At 50.5% G+C, this 22,719-nt stretch carries 20 protein-coding genes and 1 pseudogene; 9 read left to right on the top strand and 12 right to left on the bottom strand.

Annotated features, from left to right (window positions below):
- Positions 1-154: 154 nt before the first annotated feature.
- Positions 155-478, top strand: coding sequence for a helix-turn-helix domain-containing protein (locus tag ACLHV9_RS14625; protein ID WP_407220711.1), 324 nt, complete (start codon positions 155-157; stop codon positions 476-478).
- A gap of 31 nt (positions 479-509) precedes the next feature.
- Here ACLHV9_RS14625 and ACLHV9_RS14620 read toward each other — a convergent pair whose 3' ends face one another.
- The 12 genes from ACLHV9_RS14620 to ACLHV9_RS14565 form a co-directional block, all read right to left on the bottom strand.
- A complete protein-coding gene (locus ACLHV9_RS14620) occupies positions 510-1,373 on the bottom strand; it encodes a hypothetical protein (RefSeq protein ID WP_128348749.1) in 864 nt (287 codons plus the stop codon).
- 165 nt (positions 1,374-1,538) lie between these two features.
- Positions 1,539-1,778 (bottom strand): DinI family protein, encoded by a 240-nt coding sequence (locus ACLHV9_RS14615; protein WP_219773498.1) that lies wholly within the window; start codon positions 1,776-1,778, stop codon positions 1,539-1,541.
- A 10-nt stretch (positions 1,779-1,788) separates the two neighbouring features.
- Positions 1,789-2,058 (bottom strand): hypothetical protein, encoded by a 270-nt coding sequence (locus ACLHV9_RS14610; protein WP_407220709.1) that lies wholly within the window; start codon positions 2,056-2,058, stop codon positions 1,789-1,791.
- Positions 2,059-2,554: 496 nt separating this feature from the next.
- A complete protein-coding gene (locus tag ACLHV9_RS14605; protein ID WP_407220707.1) occupies positions 2,555-4,018 on the bottom strand; it encodes a DUF1254 domain-containing protein in 1,464 nt (487 codons plus the stop codon).
- 12 nt (positions 4,019-4,030) lie between these two features.
- Positions 4,031-4,669: a DUF1214 domain-containing protein gene (locus ACLHV9_RS14600; RefSeq protein ID WP_407220706.1), complete on the bottom strand. Its 639-nt coding sequence runs from the start codon at positions 4,667-4,669 to the stop codon at positions 4,031-4,033.
- Positions 4,670-5,790 (bottom strand): IS3-like element ISSen4 family transposase gene (locus ACLHV9_RS14595; RefSeq protein WP_087451024.1). Its coding sequence is split into 2 segments (ribosomal slippage): positions 4,670-5,532 and positions 5,532-5,790, totalling 1,122 coding nucleotides; the frame shifts between segments, so codons are not numbered across the junction.
- A 68-nt stretch (positions 5,791-5,858) separates the two neighbouring features.
- The gene (locus ACLHV9_RS14590; protein ID WP_407220705.1) at positions 5,859-6,734 is read right to left on the bottom strand and encodes a DUF1254 domain-containing protein; all 876 of its coding nucleotides are present in this window, start codon (positions 6,732-6,734) and stop codon (positions 5,859-5,861) included.
- A 553-nt stretch (positions 6,735-7,287) separates the two neighbouring features.
- Positions 7,288-8,004 (bottom strand): ABC transporter ATP-binding protein, encoded by a 717-nt coding sequence (locus ACLHV9_RS14585; RefSeq protein ID WP_208595323.1) that lies wholly within the window; start codon positions 8,002-8,004, stop codon positions 7,288-7,290.
- Positions 8,001-8,876: an ABC transporter ATP-binding protein gene (locus ACLHV9_RS14580; protein WP_108089662.1), complete on the bottom strand. Its 876-nt coding sequence runs from the start codon at positions 8,874-8,876 to the stop codon at positions 8,001-8,003. The genes ACLHV9_RS14585 and ACLHV9_RS14580 overlap by 4 nt, the downstream gene beginning before the upstream one ends.
- On the bottom strand, positions 8,873-10,147 hold the full coding sequence (livM, locus tag ACLHV9_RS14575; RefSeq protein ID WP_407220704.1) for a high-affinity branched-chain amino acid ABC transporter permease LivM: 1,275 nt from the start codon (positions 10,145-10,147) through the stop codon (positions 8,873-8,875). The genes ACLHV9_RS14580 and livM overlap by 4 nt, the downstream gene beginning before the upstream one ends.
- Positions 10,148-10,157: 10 nt before the next feature.
- The gene (locus ACLHV9_RS14570) at positions 10,158-11,072 is read right to left on the bottom strand and encodes an ABC transporter permease subunit (RefSeq protein WP_028018589.1); all 915 of its coding nucleotides are present in this window, start codon (positions 11,070-11,072) and stop codon (positions 10,158-10,160) included.
- Positions 11,073-11,172: 100 nt separating this feature from the next.
- The gene (locus tag ACLHV9_RS14565; RefSeq protein WP_028021355.1) at positions 11,173-12,294 is read right to left on the bottom strand and encodes a branched-chain amino acid ABC transporter substrate-binding protein; all 1,122 of its coding nucleotides are present in this window, start codon (positions 12,292-12,294) and stop codon (positions 11,173-11,175) included.
- Positions 12,295-12,719: 425 nt separating this feature from the next.
- Between ACLHV9_RS14565 and ACLHV9_RS14560 the strand changes: the two genes are divergently transcribed.
- From ACLHV9_RS14560 to ACLHV9_RS14525, 8 genes and pseudogenes are all read left to right on the top strand, one after another.
- Positions 12,720-13,388: a YecA family protein gene (locus tag ACLHV9_RS14560; RefSeq protein WP_028018591.1), complete on the top strand. Its 669-nt coding sequence runs from the start codon at positions 12,720-12,722 to the stop codon at positions 13,386-13,388.
- 478 nt (positions 13,389-13,866) lie between these two features.
- On the top strand, positions 13,867-16,380 hold the full coding sequence (locus tag ACLHV9_RS14555) for a type VI secretion system Vgr family protein (protein ID WP_407220702.1): 2,514 nt from the start codon (positions 13,867-13,869) through the stop codon (positions 16,378-16,380).
- A pseudogene (locus tag ACLHV9_RS14550) lies at positions 16,377-18,541 on the top strand (DUF3274 domain-containing protein). The gene ACLHV9_RS14555 and the pseudogene ACLHV9_RS14550 overlap by 4 nt, the downstream one beginning before the upstream one ends.
- Positions 18,542-18,554: 13 nt before the next feature.
- Positions 18,555-19,265, top strand: coding sequence for a hypothetical protein (locus tag ACLHV9_RS14545; RefSeq protein WP_407220700.1), 711 nt, complete (start codon positions 18,555-18,557; stop codon positions 19,263-19,265).
- A gap of 3 nt (positions 19,266-19,268) precedes the next feature.
- Positions 19,269-19,976: a hypothetical protein gene (locus ACLHV9_RS14540; RefSeq protein ID WP_407220699.1), complete on the top strand. Its 708-nt coding sequence runs from the start codon at positions 19,269-19,271 to the stop codon at positions 19,974-19,976.
- 3 nt (positions 19,977-19,979) lie between these two features.
- Positions 19,980-20,696, top strand: coding sequence for a hypothetical protein (locus ACLHV9_RS14535; protein WP_407220697.1), 717 nt, complete (start codon positions 19,980-19,982; stop codon positions 20,694-20,696).
- Positions 20,696-20,953: a PAAR domain-containing protein gene (locus tag ACLHV9_RS14530; protein ID WP_407220696.1), complete on the top strand. Its 258-nt coding sequence runs from the start codon at positions 20,696-20,698 to the stop codon at positions 20,951-20,953. Before ACLHV9_RS14535 ends, ACLHV9_RS14530 begins: the two co-directional genes overlap by 1 nt.
- On the top strand, positions 20,953-22,338 hold the full coding sequence (locus tag ACLHV9_RS14525) for a hypothetical protein (protein WP_407220695.1): 1,386 nt from the start codon (positions 20,953-20,955) through the stop codon (positions 22,336-22,338). The genes ACLHV9_RS14530 and ACLHV9_RS14525 overlap by 1 nt, the downstream gene beginning before the upstream one ends.
- Positions 22,339-22,719 lie beyond the last annotated feature (381 nt).

The raw sequence follows: 22,719 nt of genomic DNA, 5'->3' as shown, positions 1-22,719 counted from the left end.
TGAGTAAAAATATTTAGCGGTGAATCCCGAATCGTTTGTTATGTATTTCAGGTCAATGAGAGAATCATCGGTAAGGTCTATGCGTAGTTTTGGCATGATATATACACCCGTAAAGCGTTTTGTGTAAGGATGGCTGTATCCGAACAGGATTGCGATGGCATCCATGGAAAAGCTAACGTTGACACGAAAGGAAGCTGCCGAGCTACTTGGCATCTCAAGGGGGACTGTGACGCGATGGGTTTTGGAAGGAAGGCTAAAGGCTTACCGTATAAGTGATAGACCTCGAGCTCCGCTTCTATTTACACGTGAGGATTGTATAGCTGCATTGCAGGCTGTGCCGGTCGAACCTGTTCTTATGATTGAAAGGGAGATGAAGCGTGAAAAAGAGGAGTCTTTCTTCCTGCGTCGCAAAGACGCAAGTAAAGAACTGGATGCTTTGCTAAAAATCAGGACTGGGAAGAGTAGGAAAGCCGAGTGAAACACCCGGCGCGGTGGTCTGCTTGGGGATGTCATTTTGCATCGACTATAAAAAGCCTGTTAATCTGTCCTTTCTTTACGGTTGCTTTTGCGGTAATCGTAAAGATTGAAGATACATCTCCCTTAGTGGAAATGTAGGCACTCAGAGCATTGAGATAAGGATTATTTTTCTTGCTTGCGGCGGGGTCACTAATATCAGATGTAATTCTCTTCTTGGATTCGTCACCATCTAAAATTATTTTTGCCGTCATATTTTGAGCATCAAACTCAGTAAGATAAGCTCGGTACTCTCTGAGACCAAGAACCTCATCATCGTCAAGCATGTCGATTTGAGCCTTGTCTTGCTCATCAACTTTTACTAGGCAACCATCAATGTTGGTAGATATGCTTATCTGATCGCATGTATTGCCTATAGGAGAAACAGCCTGCCTAACTGATGGGCGTAACTCTACGGCCATCTTATCAATCACTGAGATCAATTTATCGATGGTTCCTGCATCCTTGTTTCCTAGTGCCTCAATGGCTTTTTCAAGAACCTGCTGCAGAGCTTTCATTTCATCTTTCTTGTTGGAGTTTCTCGCAAAAATGTATTGAAGTATTGCACCCAGTATAGTTGCAGCGATCCCCGAGAACAACTGGTTCTGGGTAACAAAGTTAAGGACAGCATCAAGAGTAAAACAGTTTGCTCTAGCCTCTCTGGCATAAACCTTAACATCCTGATATGTAACTAATTTGCTGTACTTTTGTGTTGCAGAAAAAGATGCGGCAGTAGAAAGAACCTTAGAAAAACCCTTAAGCGACTCGCCAAGACAATTCAAGTCTATCTCATGGTTTAATGCGTCCTTACCGTCATACCTCAATGATATTTTTATGTCCTGCAAAACACCGTCTTCCATAACCATGCCTCTAATTATTTATGCCTACCACCAAATCACTCGGTTAATCAGCTCAATGAACTATCACCCAAACGTCTCGTCATTCCACTGGCTGACTATAGCTGATGATATTAACGCGAAAGAGATAGTCTGATAACCTGGAGTTTTATCAGGATTTTTTCGTAGTTATTCTTCTACTAACCACATATCGGATTCTTCAAACATTTCCTCCAGCATGCGGTTTAGTTTTTCCCGATCGCTTTTGCTGGCATCGCTATTCAAGCCGTTTGCCTGCATCGGCTTCACCTTCACTTCGGCATCAGGGAAAATCTGGTGCACCCGCTTCGTCAGCTCGGCCAGAATGATCTCTCTGGCTCCTTCGAGCCCCTCAACATTTCGCTTGTCATAAACTAGTTCAACGAACATGACACACCTTTTAGTCGATGAATTTTATGGAAGGATGCTCAATGCCAGCATCTATGTAATCCACGGCTTTTTTTAATTCACGCAGGAGATTTTCAGCTTGTCTACGAGAAAGGCAGATCGTTTGATCAGGGAATTGCACCGACGGCCATGATGGGACAGAAGCCATAGTGTCTGTGAATTTGGCGTGTAACAGAACGTGTTCCGTGTACGCACAGTAACTGATAGCAAAATCAGTTAACTCAGGCATTGCTCCTGCATTCGACTCTTTTGCGGTTGTCATAAAACAATCCTTTTTTGCTGGATGCATACACAGTAAAGGGGATCAAAGATGTGGTCAATGGATACGTAATATTGGCTACTCACTTACTGTAATTAACTGAATGATATAGATGGCGCTAACAGTTGATGTTATGAAAAAGTGCGCTATCTAATTGATGTTATTTAAGAAAGCGCACGATTTAAAATCCCTCGGCGTTCGCGCTGTGTGGGTTCAAGTCCCACTCCGGCTACCATGGGAACAGAAGAATAAAATCAATGATAAGCAGTGTCGTATAAACCACCGAAAGGTGGTTTTTTATTGCCTTTTCCACCCTCCACTACAGTAATTTTCCTGTTTCCCCTATGCGTGACTAGAGCCTTTGCAGTGGTTTACTGAATTTGCTCATCTGAACTCGACCAAAGCGTAACGATCGATTTCGGTCTGAAGCGAAAAGTAGACCTTGTGTATATGTAAGTAAAACGACCCTAAGTTTTAAACAAAGGGTCATTAGTTAGGCTTATTTTACCGTTTCAATTTTCGGTGGCTGCCAGGTGCCATCGAGAATCGACTGCTCTCCCCAGTAAGCGCGGATATAGAGTGACAGGTTACCGTCAGGTGCCGGAAGCCAGTTATTCACTTTATCCTCTGATGGGCGATTTTTGCTGACGTACAGTGTCAGAGAGCCGTCATCGTTGTACTTCAGATTTTTATTTTTCGTCCCCAGAGAGTAACGGTTAAGCTCATTTGGACTAAACAGATGCTTGCTGTTGTAAAGCGTGAGTGACCAGAACCCTTTTACAGGAGGAAGTTCGCCTTTTGCGAAGGTTACCGTGTAGTCATGGGCTCCGGAAAGCTGTACGTTTGCGGCATCATTGTCGGTGTAGAAATACTGGGTTTCGTTCGGTTTGTTATCGAACATATTCGATTTGGAGGTGCCGGTTCGGTTGTAGTAGTCCACACCGAACTCGGCGTTATTTTTAGAACGGTTCCAGCCATTGCCGGCAGGTACGCCGTTATTCTTCCATTTAAAGAATTCTGCAATAACCGTTTTATCCGTCTCGATGGCTGTTTCATCCATCCATTTGCGCACCTCAGGGTTTTTCTTCCCGGCCTCTACCAGATGGCGGTACTGAGCGTACATGGCCTCTTCGCCAGGCAGTGGCGGCACTTTTTCCAGCACATTTGCGAATTGATCAAAGAATTTCTCAGGCACCACCCAGCGCGTCTCGCCTGCGCTGGCATCTGGTTTATCACCAATAGCCGGAATTTTTGAGTATTCAAAGGATTTCATTTTCCCGTCAAACTGGTTTAACGGGTAGGTCATGATTTCTTTTATTGGAGCCTGAATCGCTTTACGATCTTCCGGGGTATCATCCATCTGTACGCGCGGAATAACGTTGGCCATTTCAGTAGACGAACGGATAATCCCTGCAATCCCCTTCGGTGTTTCGCCTTTCCAGTTCGGCCCGACAAATAAATAAAATCCAGGCTTGGTGCCGTAAGGTTTACCAACATTACCAATTTGATTCGTGCGTGCGTCATAGAGAGCGTAAACCCAGAAACGCTCACCGAAATCGGGAACCTGAATAACTATCGGTTCTTTATCTAACTCGAAGAAGCCCAGACCATATGCAACATCCTGATTGGGGCAGGTGACGAAGGTTTCTTCTGGTTTAATATAGTCTGTCAGCATGCTGAGTTGACCCATTGGCGCGACAGGAACCATCCCACCATTAAGTGCAGGATAGGGCGCTTTGGTGATGGTTTCCCGGCGGTTGAATTGGTTCACCATTGGCCAGCCCCAAATGTAGGCCTGCTGAGCAATTGCCTTTACGTAACTTTCAGGCATCGTTACATCGGCAGACGGCTGAGTTAACTGATCAAACTGGGTTGGATGCGGAATAGTCAGCGGTGCTGTTTGCGCATATACGCCGGCGCTGAGCGTCAGTGCAGTGAAGAGGGCGAGGTAATGTTTATTCATATTTTCTCTCTATTATTTGTTTGTCTGAATCAGATCGTCAGGTACCCATGTCTGATCGTAGAAGCCGTCCTCGGTTCCATACAGGCGTAGGGCAACGAGGAAATTACGGTCAGGGACTGTTTTAATAAACGCGCTGTCCGCTACGCCATCAGGTTTGTTTGGACCAAACCAGAGATCGATAGAGCCGTCATTGTTTTTCGGGATGTTGTAGTAACCGTTGGTGGAAGGGAGTAGCTGATCGGTTTCAGGCATCGTGCCATCAGTAATGTTGTAGGCCGTCACCGCCCAGAACAGAGCAGCTGGTGGATTTGGCGGTAAATGCAGTTTGTAAGTATTACTGCCGTTCAAGAATTTACCGGTGTTGTCTTTGGTGGCGAAAGGGTATTTCGAGCCAGCTCCGGTGGTATGCATCACCATCGCAGCCGCGCTGGAATAGGCAATTTGGAAGAAGGCCGCGCGCTGGTTAGCATCAAGTGTGCCGTACTGCATCCATTCTGCGGTAGCACCTGCCCATGAGTTTTCCCACTGTCTGTCTTTGTAGTACAGCTGCCGCTGGTCATCTCGCCCAACCTGTCGGCGCGCCAGAATCATACGTGGCGCAGTAGCGACTGCTTTGTTGAGCTGACCTGCCCCCACGATTAGATACAACACTCAGTTAGTAACGTCGGAATCTTCATTCTCAGAATGACCCTTTCTCCAGCCCGCTGCAAATTCAGACGGTGTCTGATAATTCAGCGTGGAGTGCGGGCGGCATTCGTTATAATCCTGCCGCCAGTCATTAATAATTTTCCTGGCATGAACGATATCGCTGAACCAGTGCTCATTCAAACATTCATCGCGAAATCGTCCGTTAAAGCTCTCAATAAATCCGTTCTGCGTTGGCTTGCCCGGCTGGATTAAGCGCAACTCAACACCATGCTCAAAGGCCCATTGATCCAGTGCACGGCAAGTGAACTCCGGCCCCTGGTCAGTTCTTATCGTCGCCGGATAGCCTCGAAACAGTGCAATGCTGTCCAGAATACGCGTGACCTGAACGCCTGAAATCCCAAAGGCAACAGTGACCGTCAGGCATTCCTTTGTGAAATCATCGACGCAGGTAAGACACTTGATCCTGCGACCGGTGGAAAGTGCGTCCATGACGAAATCCATCGACCAGGTCAGATTGGGCGCCGCCGGACGGAGCAGCGGCAGACGTTCTGTTGCCAGCCCTTTACGACGTCTTCTGCGTTTTACGCCCAGGCCACTGAGGTGATAAAGCCGGTACACGCGCTTATGATTAACATGAAGCCCTTCACGGCGCAGCAACTGCCAAATACGACGGTAGCCAAAACGCCTGCGCTCCAGTGCCAGCTCAGTGATGCGCCCTGATAAATGCGCATCAGCAGCCGGACGGTGAGCCTCATAGCGGCAGGTCGACAGGGATAAACCTGTAAGCCTGCAGGCACGACGTTGCGACAGACCGGTCGCATCACACATCAACATCACGGCTTCCCGCTTCTGGTCTGTCGTCAGTACTTTCGCCCAAGAGCCACCTGAAGCGCCTCTTTATCCAGCATGGCTTCGGCAAGCAGCTTCTTGAGTCTGGCGTTCTCTTCCTCAAGCGACTTCAGGCGCTTAACTTCAGGCACCTCCATACCGCCATACTTCTTACGCCAGGTGTAAAACGTGGCATCGGAAATGGCATGCTTGCGGCAGAGTTCACGGGCGGGTACCCCAGCTTCGGCTTCGCGGAGAATACTGATGATCTGTTCGTCGGAAAAACGCTTCTTCATGGGGATGTCCTCATGTGGCTTATGAAGACATTACTAACATCGGGGTGTACTAATCAACGGGGAGCAGGTCAGAGCATTTCCTGCTGCTTTGCCGTTGGGCTGAAGGGTTTACCTTTGACTATCCCAATACTTAACAATGCGCTCCGAGTCTCTTCTGGTATCGCTGTTAAAGGCTCATAGTCCACGAAGGTTTTCAGTTTCTGCCAGTAGCTGGCGTCTGTTGGATACATCATATTGATGCGCTTGCCGCTGGCGTCCGGGAACTGCATCGGCTTGACTTCTTTCTCTACATCCCAAAGCGGATAAATACGCGTCGTTTCGGCATTTTTTACCGCCGGGACAGGATCGGGCTTACCGTCACCCTTTGCCATGATGGTCCTGAAGAAGAGGAATACGTTATAAGTTGATGATTTAAAGGCATAGTAACCCTGAGGCACTGGCCCTTCATAGTCTGGGGGTAACAGCAAATACAAGCCACCGCGAGCGCGGTCAGGACCGATAGCACCCACGTCGGTGATGGTTTTCTGGAAGAAATCAGTAAACATGCCGATGACATTTGCCGGGGCTTTTATAACCAGCGGACCTGTCTCTTTAAGATCCAGATAACTCATCGAATAGATGACATCGCCGTTTGGCGTCGGCACGACGGCACGGCTGTCCATGCGCTCTTTCCAAATTGGCAGGACATTGTACCCTTTGCCAAATGCGGCTTCTGATCCGTCACGTAACCCGATGGTGTTCAGAAGGGGCAACGTTTGAATGTATGCCTGAATAGCATCCTGATAATAAAGTTCGTCGCTGAGCGACTGCGCCTCATCAGGTGCCAGCCAGTTGCCGTTATTGAGTTGTTTCATCAATGGTGATAAAGGCGCATCGGCTGCGAATACTGGCTGAGAAAATGTCAGTGCCAGTAAAACAGCAGATGTGATTATCTGAACTTTCATAACACATTCCTGAATGAATAAGCTGAAAAACCAGTAGCGAATGCCTTCTGTACCCCTGAGGACATTAACGTCTGGCACTGAAAAATGCCGAATGCCATTTAATGATAGTTAAAGCTGAAAATTTGTAATCTTTAGATTTATTTATTAATAAATCTTCGAAATAAAAGCTTTCTTCTTTCTAAATGAAAAAGAGTCTTGTACGGAGGCGCAACGCACAGCGCTTAACGATCAAAATGACACCGGGTGGCTTGCGCTTTCCTCGGTGGAAACTGCGGTGGGGTTTACTGGTTGTTTACGGAATATAAGAATATCAATTGTGCGATTTTTATCAGTTAACGAAGAAAAACCTCCACGTTTTTCACCTGCCGATTTAAAGTTGTGGTTGAAATCGCAGCTGTGAATAAAATCAACGTGTAGAAATTAAGAAAGTCTTCCTCCAGACATAACCATACTTTTCTGCATACCAGATAAGTAGCGGTGAAAAGGGTTTCATCAATATACCTGCAGTGTGCCAAACGCCCTCAGTTGGGCTGTAACCATGACGGGTATCGAATCAAACACCACCTAAATACGCTTTCCTCACCTCCTGATTGCCCAGCAGCTCCTCGCCGCTACCGCTCAGGCGGATCTGGCCATTAACCATCACATATCCCCGGTCAGAAAGTTTCAGCGCATGGTGCGCATTCTGCTCGACCAGAAAAATCGTCATGCCGTTGCGGGCCAGCTCGCGCAGCGTCTGGAAGATTTGTTTCACCACTATCGGGGCTAAGCCCAGGCTGGGTTCATCCAGCAGCAGCAATTTCGGGCGACTCATCAGCGCCCGGGCAATGGCCAGCATCTGTTGTTCGCCACCGGACATGGTCATCGCGCGCTGCTTGCGACGCTCTTTGAGGCGCGGAAACAGGTCAAACATGGTTTGCATATCTTCAGTCGCAAATTGATTGCCGATGGGGATAGTCCCCATTAGCAGGTTTTCTTCAACCGTCATATCCGGGAAGATACGTCGTCCTTCTGGCGCCTGGGCGATACCCCCAGATGCAACGTAATGAGTCGATTTATGGCTAATGTCCTCTCCGCAGAAAAGGATCTGTCCGTCACGAATACGGGGCTGGCCAAAGATGGACATCAGCAGTGTCGATTTACCTGCACCGTTTGCACCAATCAGCGCTACGGTTTCACCCTTATTGACCTCGAGGGAGACCTGCTTCAGCGCCTGAATGACGCCGTAAAACACGTCCACCTCGCGAAATGCCAGCAGCGGTTCGTTCATAAGGTGACCTCGCTTTCGTCCGTACCCAGGTAGGCGGCAATGACCTTTTCATCATGCTGGATCTGCTCGGGTTTTCCTCTGGCAATAACATCGCCGTGGTCGAGCACGATAATGTCGTCCGAAATCTCCATCACCATCCCCATATCATGTTCAATCAACAACACCGTGATGTCGTGATGATCGCGCAGAAAACGAACTATGCTGCTCAGCTTATGTGTTTCTACCGGGTTAAGCCCGGCAGCGGGCTCATCCAGGCAGATCATCTCCGGCCCGGTACACATTGCCCGCGCGATTTCCAGACGCCGTTGTTGCCCATACGACATCTCTCCCGCCAGGCGATTGGCGCACTCCACCAGGTCAACCACTTCCAGCCAGTAGAAGGCTCTGTCCAGGGCATCACTCTCCGCCCGGCGGTATGCCGGCGTATTTAAGATCCCGGCAAGAAGATTGCGGTTAACGCGCATATGCTGTGCAACCAGCAGGTTTTCCACGACCGACATTTCGCGAAAAAGCCGGATATTTTGAAACGTGCGCGCCAGTCCGGCGCGGTTGACCAGGTGGGTTCCGCCAAACATTTTGTAGAAAAGACGCTGCCCAAACTGCGCGGGGTTAATCCAGTCACCTGGCTGGAATTTTTGCCCGAGGACCTGAATGACGTTGGTCGTTTTATTGCGGGTGTTAAATAAAATGTTGCCGCCCGAGGCTCTGTAGAAGCCCGTCAGGCAGTTAAACACGGTTGTTTTTCCCGCCCCGTTTGGCCCAATCAGGGCGGTAATAGAGCCACGCTGCACCTCCAGGTTGACATCGTTTAGCGCCTTAATCCCACCGAAGTGCATCATCAGATGTTCAACGCGCAATATCATATCGTTCATGGCGCAACGCCCTTACGCACGGCAAACCCGCTGCGGTTAATGCGGATCAAACCGCGTGGACGCCAGATCATCATCACCACCATCAGCATGCCAAACAGCAGGACCCGGTATTCGGCAAAACTGCGCAGCAGCTCGGGTGTGACGGTGAGCACAAAGGCCGCCAGCACGACGCCAAGCGTAGAGCCCATGCCGCCCAGCACCACGATGGCGAGGATCAGTGCCGATTCAAAAAACGTAAATGAGGTCGGATTCACGAAGCCCTGATAAGTCGCAAAGAATACCCCGGCAATCCCGGCGGTCGACGCACCGAGCGTAAAGGCCGAAAGCTTGACCAGAACATGGTTCAAGCCCATTGAGCGACAGGCGATTTCGTCTTCGCGCAATGCTTCCCACGCCCGGCCAATTGGCATCCGCGTCAGGCGGTGCTTGATATAAAGCACCAGCATCACCACCAGAAACAGCACCGCATAGATGAATATAAATTTCATATTTGGGCTGTAGGTCAGGTGGAAAAATTCGTGGAAGGGCACTCCACCTTCTTTAGCCCGACGGCCAAACTCCAGACCGAAAAAGGTAGGAGGAGGGGCTGAAACACCATTGGGCCCTCCGGTGAAGGTCAGCCAGTTGTTCAGGATCAGACGAATGATCTCCCCAAACCCGAGGGTCACAATGGCCAGATAGTCACCGTGCATGCGCAGCACCGGGAAACCGAGCAGGGCACCTGCGGCAGCGGCCATGATTGCCGCCAGCGGTAGCATGCTCCAGAAGCCTAACCCAAGATACTCATAACCCAGCGCCAGGCCATAAGCGCCGATGGCATAGAACGCGACATATCCCAGGTCCAGCAGACCGGCCAGACCCACGACGATGTTAAGTCCCAGACCAAGAAGCACGTAGATCAGCCCGAGAATGGCAACGGTCAGCACATATTTGGTGGCGACAAACGGGAAGCAAATCGCAAGGGTAATCACCAGAGGAATAATCCAGCGCATGCGGCTTTTGTATTCCGGGGGGCGGACATACACGCCCGCGCTATCTGCCTCAAAGCGTGCCTGGAAACGGGCTCCGGTGGCAGTACCCAAGAAAGCGCTCAACAGAAAGCGCCCCAGCATCACAATGCCGACTATCCAGGCCAGTCGCTGCCCGGCGAAGTTAAAGCTGTACCCGTCCAGCACCACGCCCGCAATTGGGCCAAATATAATCAGCGCAATCAGCCCGGAAAAAATGGCGTCCAGAGTGCAGCGTTTGAGAGAAAAACCGTGGCTTGTCATCGTTGCTCCCTCACACTTTGGCCACAATCGGGCGACCAAGCAGTCCCTGGGGACGGAAAATAAGGATCATCACCAGAAGCCCAAACGAGAACACATCTTTATAGTCCGAGTTCACCATGCCCGAGAACTGGGCTTCCGCCACGCCGAGAATAAGTCCGCCGAGCATTGCCCCGGGCAGGGAACCGATGCCGCCGAGTACCGCCGCGGTAAAGGCTTTGATGCCAATGACAAATCCGACGTAGAAATCAAAGGTGCCGTAATTCATGGTGATGAGCACACCCGCCAGACCCGCCATTGCCGCGCCGATGACAAAGACCAGCGAAATAATCCGGTCGGTGTTTATCCCCAGAATGGAGGCCATTTTGCGGTCCTGTTGCACCGCGCGGCACATCCGTCCCAGGCGGGTATGGTTGATTATCCAGGTGAGGACCAGCATGCCGGCAAATGAAGCGACCAGAATAAACACTTTGGTATAGGTTATCTGAACGAACCCTTCCCCCAGATGCAGGCGAATAACGCCATCCAGCATGGTCGGAACCCCTTGCTGGCGCGGGCCCTGGCTCAACTGCGCGTAGTTTTGCAGAATAAGCGACATCCCGATGGCGGAGATCAGTGGCGCCAGGCGTGTGGAGTTTCGCAGCGGCTTATAGGCAATTCGCTCGATGGTCCAGCCGTAAACCCCGGTCACCACAATAGTGAAAACCAGCGTCCCGAGGATCAACAGAGGGAACGACTGCAGGCCGAAGAATGACAGCAGCGCCAGGCCAATGGCGCAGAGATAGGCGGAAATCATATACACTTCGCCGTGGGCGAAATTAATCATGCCGATAATGCCGTACACCATGGTGTAGCCGATGGCGATCAGGCCGTAGACGGAGCCCAGCGTTAAGCCATTAATTAACTGTTGCAGGAAGAATGTACTCATCTTAGCGCGCTCGTTTTTATAGGCTGCGCGACTTACGCAGCCTGATGTTTATTACGCGCCGACAGGCTGGCCTGCCGGCGTTGAGCGTGATTCCGTCCCGTTACTGCACTTCCTTATATTTTCCTTTGTCGTCCCACTGGTAAACCACGTAGTCAGACACTTTCAGATCGCCTTTGCTGTCCCAGGCTTTTTTGCCCATCACCGTGTCGACGGCATTGGCTTTCAGCCACTCGCTGGCTTTGGCAGAGTCCTTGCCACCGGTGGCTTTGAAGGCAGCAGCAATGGCCTGTACAGAGGCATAGGAATAGAGGGTGTAACCTTCGGGTTCGAATTTACCGGCGCGGAATTTCTCGATAACCGCTTTACCGTCCGGGATCAGGCGCGGATCTTTACCGAAGGTCATGTAAATGCCGTTGGTGTATTGCGGGCCGCCCGCGGCGGTTACCATCTCTTCGTTGACAATACAGTCGCCGGAGAAGAATTTCGCCTGCACGCCCTGTTCACGCATCTGGCGAACCAGCGGACCGGCTTCCGGGTGACAGCCGCCGAAGAACACCACGTCCGGTTTTTGTGCACCGATCTTCGTCACCAGCGCGTTAAAGTCTTTTTCACCGCGCGAAAGTCCCTCATACATCACATCCTGAACCCCGCGTTTCGCCAGCGCCGCTTTGGTGGCGTCAGCCAGACCCTGACCATAGGTATCTTTATCGTGAATGATCACCACACGTTTGGCTTTCAGCTTGTCGATGATGAAGTCGCTGGCGACCTGGCCCTGCTGGTCATCGCGTCCGCACATGCGGAACATGTCGCTCATACCGCGTTCCGTAATCAGCGGGTTGGTCGAGCCGGGAGTGATGGCAATAATCCCCGCATCGCTGTAAACCTCGGAGGCGGGCATGGTGGAAGAGGAGCAGAAGTGGCCGACTACGGCGTTGACTTTATCCTGGTCCACCAGACGGTTAGCAACAGCCACAGCCTGTTTCGGCTCGCAGGCGTCATCCCCCTGAACCAGTTTGATCTTCTCCCCGTTAATGCCGCCAGCAGCATTAATGTCTTCAGCGGCTTGCGTTGCGCCGTGCCAGTACTGATCGCCATAGGTGGCATTGGGGCCTGTGAACGGTCCGGCGACACCAATCACAATATCTGCCTGGGCGGAAAATGCGGTCACCAGGCAACCGGCCAACACAAGAGAAAGAGGCGTTCTGATAAATTTCAGCGACATTATTATGTTCCTTAGCAAAGAGGTTTTTGCACCACGGCGTATACCCAAACGCCCGACGGCGCAGCCAGTCCAAAACACGAGCAAGAACAAAATGCACTAAACGAACAAGATCCAGACTGCATCCTGCGTGATACGGCGAGGTTTCCATGCGCAACTTCGCGCGAAGAACATTAAGCAAAAACGTTGCCAGAATGGTTAACCCATTGATGGGTTTGCGACATGTTTGAGTATAGAGCCCCGTGTTATGTCGCCTTGCGGGAGGAGAAGAAATTACAGCGGAGATCACATATCGTTAACAATAAAGCCCATAAGTTGTGCAGGAGTCACGATTTGCACGTTTTTGCAGCAATAAAGACCTAAACTTCAACCCGGAAAGGTGTGCGATATGTGGTAGGATCCTTTCCTTTTTATCAGGAGTGTCAGCGATGACTGAAGGCCCATTGAATGAAAGCGAAATGGAGTGGCTTGAAGAGACATTAATGTCTTACGGTCACGACGATGCGTCCGTGATTGACGTCTCCGAACTGGACGGCATGCTTACCGCAGTGCTTTCTGGCCCCGTTGTCGTCGAGCCCGATACCTGGCTGGTGGCGGTGTGGGGTGGCGAGAAATACATTCCACGCTGGAAAAACGATCGTGAGATGAACCGTTTTATCGATCTCTGCTTTAAGCATATGAACGATATCGCCGAGCGCCTGAGCGAATACCCGGATCAGTTTGAACCGATGTTTGGTTACAACGACGTGGACGGTGAAAGCTATACCGTTGTGGAAGAGTGGTGCTATGGCTACATGCGCGGCGTGGCGCTGACGGACTGGTCTGCCTTGCCGGAAGATCTAAAGGCCGATCTGGATGTGATTGCTCTGCACGGTACGGAAGAGAACAGTGAGAAACTGGATGCGCTGACAGAAGAGGAATATAAAGCCAGCATTGAAAGCATCCAGCCTGCGGCACTGCGTTTGTACAATTATTGGGTGAACAACCCGCAGCAACCGGAAGCGAAGAAGCCGATTGTGAATGGGGCGAAGGTCGGGCGTAACGATCCGTGTCCTTGCGGTAGCGGGAAGAAGTTTAAGAGCTGCTGTTTGCACTGATACATTTTTTTGTGGATTTAGGTAACTTTATTTCGTTCACCTTAACACCAACAGAAAATAATACGTCCTTAACATGTGATCAAAATAAGGGGGCATCGTAGCCCCCTTAGCAATCCCCGCGGCCCTGCGGATAATGATAGCTGGGCGGATTTTTCTGTTAACTATACATCGCTTTTCACTCCAATAATACGGAGGTTAATCATATTTGTCTTGCCTAAAGATATCCGGGCGATGATTGTCGGCTAGAATCTCTTGCCGTTCTGAAATTCTTAGTGGTTCCCTGTATTATTATATTTGTATCGAGTGTGTCCCGGTCTTTTTATTTAATTCGTGAATGTTTTATTGATATTTATTTGAGCGCCGGATGAGTTTCTATTTGTGGTATTTTATTCTGATTTGTGAGTGGTGTTTTAATAATCCGTATGCAGGTGTATTATTTTTTATAAATCTAATCATTTCTTCAAAAGGATATTTGACGATGGTAGGTCAATCAAATACGGTACAGCAGCAGAAGACCCTGAATCGTTATTTATTGTATTTTCCCCGAAATAAAATCGTTTCAACAGATGTTCATTCGTTTAGCGGGGAAGAGGAGCTCAGTAAGCCCTATCGTTATACCATTCGTTTCACCAGTCCGAATCCGAACATTGCAGTTAAAGACGTCCTTAATCAGATGGCCGAATTTATTCTGCGCGCCCCTAACCCGCAGACAGGCTGGCATAATCAGGCCCCCTGGCTGTCGGTGCGCCAGATTAACGGTGTGATCACGTCATTTTCCCGTCTGAAGTCGTCCGCCGATGAAGCCCTGTATGAGTGTGTGCTGGAGCACGAGCTGGCGTTGCTGGACAGGAATTACCGTTCGTCCGTATATATGGACATGACAGTGCCTGAGCTTGTCACGAAGCTGATGAAAGAGAGTGGGCATTTTCAGGGTTACAACATTGATTTTGACCTATTGAGCCACAGCTATCCCAGCCGCGAAATGATTATCCAGTGGAAGGAAACCGATCTCCAGTTTATCCGCCGTCTGCTGGCCGAAGTCGGGATCTGGTTCCGCTTTGAAAATCACGACCAGGTTCAGGGCGAAACGGTGGTGATTTTTGGTGACAGTGGTCGCCGCTATGTTTTCAGTGATAAACAACTGCCATACGTCCGCCATTCCGGCATGACCAGTCATGAAGAGTACGTTACCGAACTCGAAGAGCAGTACCAGCTCATCCCTGAAAATGTACTGGTACGCACCTATAACTACCGCGATCCGTTTTCCCCGCAGGCGGATAAAACCATTACCGGGAATGACATTCCTGACGGGATAACCAGCGGAAAACAATACCACTACGGCGATCACTTTCTGGCTGCTGGTGACTTTTATGGTGAGGAAGCTGAAACGGCCACGTTCTACGCGCGCCTGCGCTATGAGCGCCTGCTGAACAAACAGAGTGTGCTGGGAGTGACAACCAGTGACCCGGAACTACTGCCGGGCGTAATGTTTCACCCGACAGGGGATATTCCTGACGGGTTTAAGCCCGGATTTCTTGTGACCACCATGACGCTATCCGGCAGCCGCGCAGAGCATTATCGCGCCATCCTGAAGGGTATTCCTTATCTGAACGGCTACAGCTACCGTCCGGACTATCTGCCACGCCCGGTGATAGCCGGTACAGTGCCCGGCCGCGTGGCGGCCATCAATCGCGATCATACTTATGCCGGACTCGATGCGAAGGGTCGCTATCGCGTGAAGTTTGATTTTGATCTGGATGAAAAGCGCGACGGCTTTGAAAGCGCGCTGATGCGTCTGGGCAGGCCCTACGGCGGGGATGTGTTCGGTTTTCACTTCCCGCTGCTGGACGGGACGGAGGTGGCTGTCGCGTTTGAAGGGGGCGATCCTGATCTGCCTTTTATCGCCCATGTGATGCATGACGGTAGCCACTCTGATTTGGTCACAAATCGCAACGATACCCGCAACGTGATCCGCACTGCTGCTTCAAACAAAATCCGTCTTGAGGATCGGCGCGGGAATGAACACATCAAGATTTCCACGGAGTACGGCAAGAGTCAGGTCAGCGCTGGACACCTCGTTGACGCGGAGGGGAAACAGCGCGGTGAAGGTGTGGAAGCACGCACTGACAACCACATGGCGCTTCGTGCCGCCAAAGGGGTGATGATCACCACGGAGGCGCAACCGCGTGCTGCGGGTAAGCAGCTGGATATGACGGCCGCTATTGCGCAGCTGGAACAAGCGTTGTCGCTGGCAATGACGCTGCAACAAAGCGCACTGACGGCCGGGGCCAGTAATGTGGAAACCGATCAGCAATATCAGCTGAGCCAGACGCTGACTAACCTTACCGGCGCGGGCCTGCTGACCTATGCCGACAAAGGACAGGCGCACGTCACGCCGGACAGTCTGCAACTGTCCGCCGGGAAAGATGTGATTGTGACGGCAGGTCAGGATACCAGTATGAATGTGGTGAAAAAATTCTCGCTGGCTGTGGGGGAAAAACTCTCGCTGTTTGCCCGCAAACTCGGCATTCAGATGATTGCTGGTGCCGGGGATATCACGACGCAGGCCCAGCGCGGAGAAATGCATATGCTTTCGCTGAAGGATTTCACGATGGCGAGTACCGACGGGCAGTTGAACGGCAGCGCCAGGCAGGGGATACAGCTGGTTTGTGGTGGTGGAGGGATACGCGTCAGCCCGAACGGACTGGTCACACTTTTCTCACCGACGGGAATCGAACTGAAAGGGCCAAACCTGAAGTACGACGGCCCGGAAAGCGCACAGGTCACTGTCCCGCCGTTCAATCAGGGCGCGTTTAAACTCCGCTACCAACTGCACGCCGGAGACGACCCGGAGCAAATTCTCGCAAACAAAAAAATCAGGCTGACCAGCACGGCCGGGAAAGTGGTGGAAGGCATAACGGACAGCAACGGCCATTCATCGTTGCTCGATGCCGATGACCTGGATACCTACAAAATAGAGTTAATGGAATGACGGAAGCCAAAAAAAGCCCGTATGCCCCGCGGGTAGTATCAGAAGGGGATATTCCGGTACACAAGACTCTGGGAGAAGTCGCTCAGACCCGCCGTGTGGGCGTTCCGCGTCCGATGCCGGGAATTGTCATTCTGGTGCACGGCGTGAACGATGTGGGCGAGGCATACCAGAACCAGGAAAAGGGTATTCTTGCGGGACTGGGTAAACGCCTTAACCGTCAGGATTTTTATGCGCATGAATGGGGGGAATACCGCATAACCCATCCTGGCCGCTCACCGATTATTCCGTTCTACTGGGGATATAAACCCGTTACGCATGAAGACTACCGGGCAGACCAGCAGCGCTATCGGGAAGAAGTCTACAAGCTGAAAGATCAAGCGCATATACCGTTTGATGCATACCAGGAAGATAACGCTGATAAAAAGGCCGATCTGGGCAATGACGGGAAAAGTACGCTGAAGTTCCAGAACGATAACTTTGGTAATGCACTGGAGGCGAATTTTGCCAAGGGCGGCGGTACCTTCGCGAATGCCACAACCAACATTCCCGATATGCTGGGGCCGGGGGCGGGTGGTGCTGTCGTTGCTGCCGTCGGTTTTTTGTCATTACACGCAAATAACGGGGACTTCACTCATCCTATTTACGAAAACCCGCACCGTATTTACCAGTTTTTTGCCGCTCAGCGGCTGGCTGACTTGATTCTTCAAATACGTGAACCACTGGTGACAAGAAATGATGTGATTAACGTAGTGGCGCATAGCCAGGGCACCATCATCACCATGCTTGCCAATATGCTGGTGAAGCAGGCGGGTTATGATCCTACGAACTGTGTCATCCTGAATCATTCCCCGTATTCACTGGAGTCTCGTGTAGCGGAAAATGCTCAGCCAGGCCACCACCAGACAGATAAAGCCCGGCAGGATACGTTCAAAAATTTCTGTAGTCTGATGGCTACGCAGTACAAAGGCGGGGTACTGGATGAAGCCGCACTTGAGGAAATGGAAGGGGCCTGTACGCTACGTAAACCTTCTGATAATCCGTTGCGAAAAGATGCCAAATTTTGCCGTGATAATAACGGGAAAGTTTACAACTACTTCTGCCCTAATGATGGTGTTGTGTCTTTGACAAACGTTCAGGGTTTTGGCTGGCGGGGCATCCCCAAAACCATCGCCACCGGTATCCCAAACTTATATCAGCGAGTTTTTTATCAGCATGGTGAGGTTGGGCTGGCTCCGACAGGAGAAGAGTTTACTTTGCCTAAGCGCATGACGGGGGATGCGGATTACAGCAGCCTCGCGAATACCAGTTACCCCACGTCAGGATCTGGTGTTGTCGTGAACGGTGAAGAGCTGCCTGAGACGTTTATCTTTGCACTTCAGGGGCAGAATAACCATCCCGATAACGATCCGAAAACCAGTGATAAACCGTACACCGCGTATATCGACCCGGAAAGTCCTGACGCTTACATTTCGTATTCTGCAAAAGCCCACACAATCAAACTTACTCAGTCGGCTACATATGCCGTGAATAGTTACCAGCGTATCAGCTGGCGGCCGGGCCATACCCTGACCGACGAAGAGCTAAAAGTAGAAACAGCGGGCATGAAGGAGCGCATCGGGCATGAAGCGACGGTGATCCGCGGCGTAGTGTCTGGTTCAAAGGATTTTCCGTTTGTTACCCTGAGCTGGCTTCGTTCTCGCGAGGAACTGGAAAAGGAATGGATGAAGTCAGATCCGGTAGGGTACAGCCAGCATTCTTCTATCGTGGCGAGCGAATATGTGCCGTCTCATGCGATGGCATTTGATCTGGCAATCGGACAGTGCAAGTCCTTTGACTATCAGGCGGGTAAGTTCTGGGAAGGATTGTTACACCGCGCGGACTGGCGCGACCCGCAGAACAAAAATAAGTTTGCTGTCGATTATTACAGAACCGGAAAGTTGAATGATGAAACAACGAAATGTTTATGAATAAGCCTGAAGATGTTCTTCCCAAAGGCGAGTATGGCGTGGAAAACCAGTTTAACAATGCCACGTCGGTTAAGCCATCCCGTGATCTGGCGACAGGGAATCAGGAAGTGGCAAACCTGCAATGGGATATGCCGAAGGCGAAATCTGATCGGGAGCTGGGGATTGCGGGTGCTAAAGAGTGGTGGGAATCGTGACCGGAAGACAAGCATGAAGATAAAACGTATAGCAGTTATTGCCCTAGCGTCAGTGTTGGTAACCGCAGGTTGCAAGGCTTCAGAGCCGCCGACGCAGGTGGTGTACCGGTTCGATGACCATCGTTATCTGGAGCTGAAGGGCTGGGACTGCGAGGGTGAACTCTGGTACACGGATACACAGCGGGGTATCCACACTGAGCCGGTTAGCCAGTTTTACCGGATATTTACCCGTAAATTTGTTCATCCTTCGGAACGCTACATTGCTATCACCGGTTGGGGCGTTGGTGGATTTAGGGTTTCAAAAGATTACGGTCAAACGTGGCAGCTTGCACAATTTTCACCGGGAGAAAATGAACCTGATGGAATGAATGCTCCACCTCAAGAAGATCTTGAGTCTTTCACCGTCGTTAACGACCAAGGTTTTTTACAGACCAAACACCGGCTGTATATGTCGTCTAAGCCCTTCGACGATCCGCGTCTTGCTGCTGGTGGCCCTGGGATTGAATATACCGTTGACGACGGAACTGGGCAAAAGGTAAGCGGTAAAGTGGAACCTCGTTCACCTGGCTGGCCTTGGGGAATGGTGTATATGACCAAACAAGGTTTAGAAGGCTCTACTGAGCAACTTAAAACCAATTGGCAGAATCAACCCGATAAGGTTCCGGAAGTGAAAGGCTACACCGGCTGGGATCACATGCGGTGCAATATGGATGCAGGGGGATAACGCATGAAAGGATTATGCGCAGGCTTGGCTACCGCTGCTGTATTGCTGGCGACTGGTTGCCAGGCGACAGAACCGCCGACACAGGTAGTTTACCGTTTTGATGACCACCGTTATCTGGAGCTGAAGGGCTGGGACTGCGAGGGCGAGCTCTGGTATACGGATACGCAACGAGGCATTCACACCGAGCCCGTCAGTCAGTTTTACCGGATATTCACTAAGAAATTTGTCCATCCTTCAGTGCGTTACATAGCAATTCCTACCTGGGATTCTCCTGGAACCATGATTTCCAAAGATTATGGGCGGACGTGGGTACCTCAATTTTTTTCAGTAGGTCCAAATGAACCAGATGGAAGTAATCAACCGTCCTATGACGATATTATTTCTTTCACCGTCGTCAACGATCAGGGTTTTTTGCAGACCAAACATCGGCTGTATATGTCGTCTAAGCCCTTCGACGATCCGCGTCTTGCTGCTGGTGGCCCTGGGATTGAATATACCGCTGACGACGGAACTGGGCAAAAGGTAAGCGGTAAAGTGGAACCTCGTTCACCTGGCTGGCCTTGGGGAATGGTGTATATGACCAAACAAGGTTTAGAAGGCTCTACTGAGCAACTTAAAACCAATTGGCAGAATCAACCTGATAAGGTTCCGGAAGTGAAAGGCTACACCGGCTGGGATCACATGCGGTGCAATATGGATGCAGGGGGATAACGCATGAAAGGATTATGCGCAGGCTTGGCTACCGCTGCTATATTGCTGGCGACTGGTTGCCAGGCGACAGAACCGCCGACACAGGTAGTTTACCGGTTTGACGATCACCGTTATCTGGAGCTGAGGGGCTGGGACTGTGAAGGTGAACTTTGGTATACGGATACCAAGAGGGGTATTCACTCACAGCCTTATTTTCAGTTTTACCGAATATTTACCCATAAATTTATTCACCCTTCAGAGCGCTATATTTCAATCCCCAATTGGGAGGTAGATGGATTCCTTGTTTCGAAAGATTATGGCGAAACTTGGAGGTCAGTAGGATTTTCCCCATCACCTAATGAACCTAATGGCGATAACAGAGCACCCGCAGAAGATGCTGTGTCTTTCACCGTCGTTAACGACCAAGGTTTTTTACAGACCAAACACCGGCTGTATATGTCGTCTAAGCCCTTCGACGATCCGCGTCTTGCTGCTGGTGGCCCTGGGATTGAATATACCGTTGACGACGGAACTGGGCAAAAGGTAAGCGGTAAAGTGGAACCTCGTTCACCTGGCTGGCCTTGGGGAATGGTGTATATGACCAAACAAGGTTTAGAAGGCTCTACTGAGCAACTTAAAACCAATTGGGAAAATCAGCCCGACAAAATACCGGAAGTGAAGGGGTACACAGGCTGGGATCACATGCGCTGCGATATGGACTCAGGAAGGAAGGGAAACTGATGAATGGCGTAATTCGACTGAATGACCCGCTGGTGAGCGGCGGGAAGGTAATTAAGGCGTCAGGCGCGCAGTTTATGGGCCTGTCCGTCGTGCTGAAAGGCGACTTGGTGGAGTGTACTGAGCACAAGGGGACGTTCCCCATTAACGAGTGCCATCCGACCTGGACGATGAATGGCCGCGGTGTGGTTGTGGATGGCTGTAAAGCGGCGTGCGGGTGTGCCATTCGCACCACGCTCCCCACGGCGGGGGCTGTTTAATGAACTGGTGGCTATTCTCCAAACAGGATGAATTTGGAGAACGTTTCCCCTATCTGTGGATATGTCTCTTATATGTGCTCGTCGTGGTTATCTGCCTGGGCGTCCGGGCCGTCACATGGCCGGGTAATAAACATGTCGATCTCGATTTTTTGTTCCAGTCTGTGGTTATTCCGGTGGTTTTCCTGACGGGGTTCGTACAAGTGTTCTCTACCACGTATCACGGAATCAGGCACTACATGGAAACGCGGCTACTGATTGCTGCTCGGCAGGAATACAAGGTTGTCAGCTACGCCAGAGGAAACATCACCCTTGCTGGCTGGTCCGTACTGACCCCGCCAAAAGCAACCAAAGAACTGGCACTGAGTATGCTGAAGCTGGAGGGGGAGTTTCCGCTGGCCACCAAAATGCCGTTGAAAATCGAACTGGAAGAATCGTTCGATTTCACGAGGGCCGGGCAGGCTATTATCCGCGTTCTGGAGCCGCTGGCGGGGAAACTTTCTCAGTACCGGCAGGTTGAAGCACTGGTGTGGGTACGAGGCGGGGATGACTCCTGTGGCGATGAACTCCGGCGCGTGCTTGAACGTTTAGCGATCGCTACCAGGAAAATCACATTTCTGCCTGTATGCCCGGACTATACGAAAATCACGGAGTGGATAAAACAGACGAATGACTACGTCGTTGAACGCCTGCTTATCTGTGTCGATCTGCATTCTGACGAAGAAGAGTCGAAGCAGATGGAAAATGTCACCGCGCTTTTCCTCACAAATTACTACGTCAAAACTGAAGGAGAGAAACCCGTTTATCTTTATCAGCCGATGACGGGGGTAGCGGACGTTGAAAGAACAGTACCTGTTTATCTGCGTGCGGAAGCGGTAAGTAAACCCAAACAGATCTGGTATACCGGGCTTTCACGCACAGAAAAGTACCCGCTTCTGGAAGTGCTGGATGAGAAAAAAACCGTGCCGGACAGGCTGGAACTTGAAATGTCGCTCGGTGAGCATTCTGCCGGGTACCCATGGCTGATGCTGGCTCTGGCGGCCGATGCGGTAACGTATGCACAGGGTGATCAGCTGGTGGCCGCTTCTGAACAGAACAAGTTTTCAATGACAGCTCTGTCGTCCCGGCTAACCCGCCAGCCTGATTATCCCCAGGGAAAAAGATATATGACACCGTGGGAAGTTTGCGGGATCGCTGGGCTGATGTTCTATTTTGGTCTTCTATTAATTATTGGCAGTTTTAGCACTAATGGCGGTAAAGATATATCGGGTTGGTTTATCATTATTATGTTTTTAATATTCATGGGTGTCTTTTTTGGTATGGGGGCGTTTTTTACCTGGTTCTATGGTAATAAAGCCCGCGAGCATATGGGATGTAATGATGAATGAATTAATCGCTCTAATCTTACCTCGTAAAGCTGTTCTTTATTATGATGCTTTGGCATTCAGTGTAATGCTTGCATTAATGACTGTGTGTTGATTTAGATTTCGATTGTTCTAACAAAAAACAATGGTGTGTGCATAATAAATTTAAATCATTGAAAGATGAACCGAGAATTTATGAGAATGTATATGTCAATACGTATTCCTTCCCGAAGGAAATACTATGTTAGTGTTCACTGAGTTTTTTCAATTGGGGGTTAAGCAATATCGCGGGCCTCGTGCCCGCGTATTGTTTATAAATCTGAAATCACCGACTGAATTTCTTTCAACTCTCTGATGTTTTCCTGAATCCGCGTAAGCGCAGTCTCTGCCTTATCAGGACATAAG

The organism is Enterobacter sp. CPE_E890, assembly GCF_046521475.1.
GTDB lineage: Bacteria > Pseudomonadota > Gammaproteobacteria > Enterobacterales > Enterobacteriaceae > Enterobacter > Enterobacter adelaidei.
This window is presented reverse-complemented; position numbering and strand designations above follow the sequence as displayed.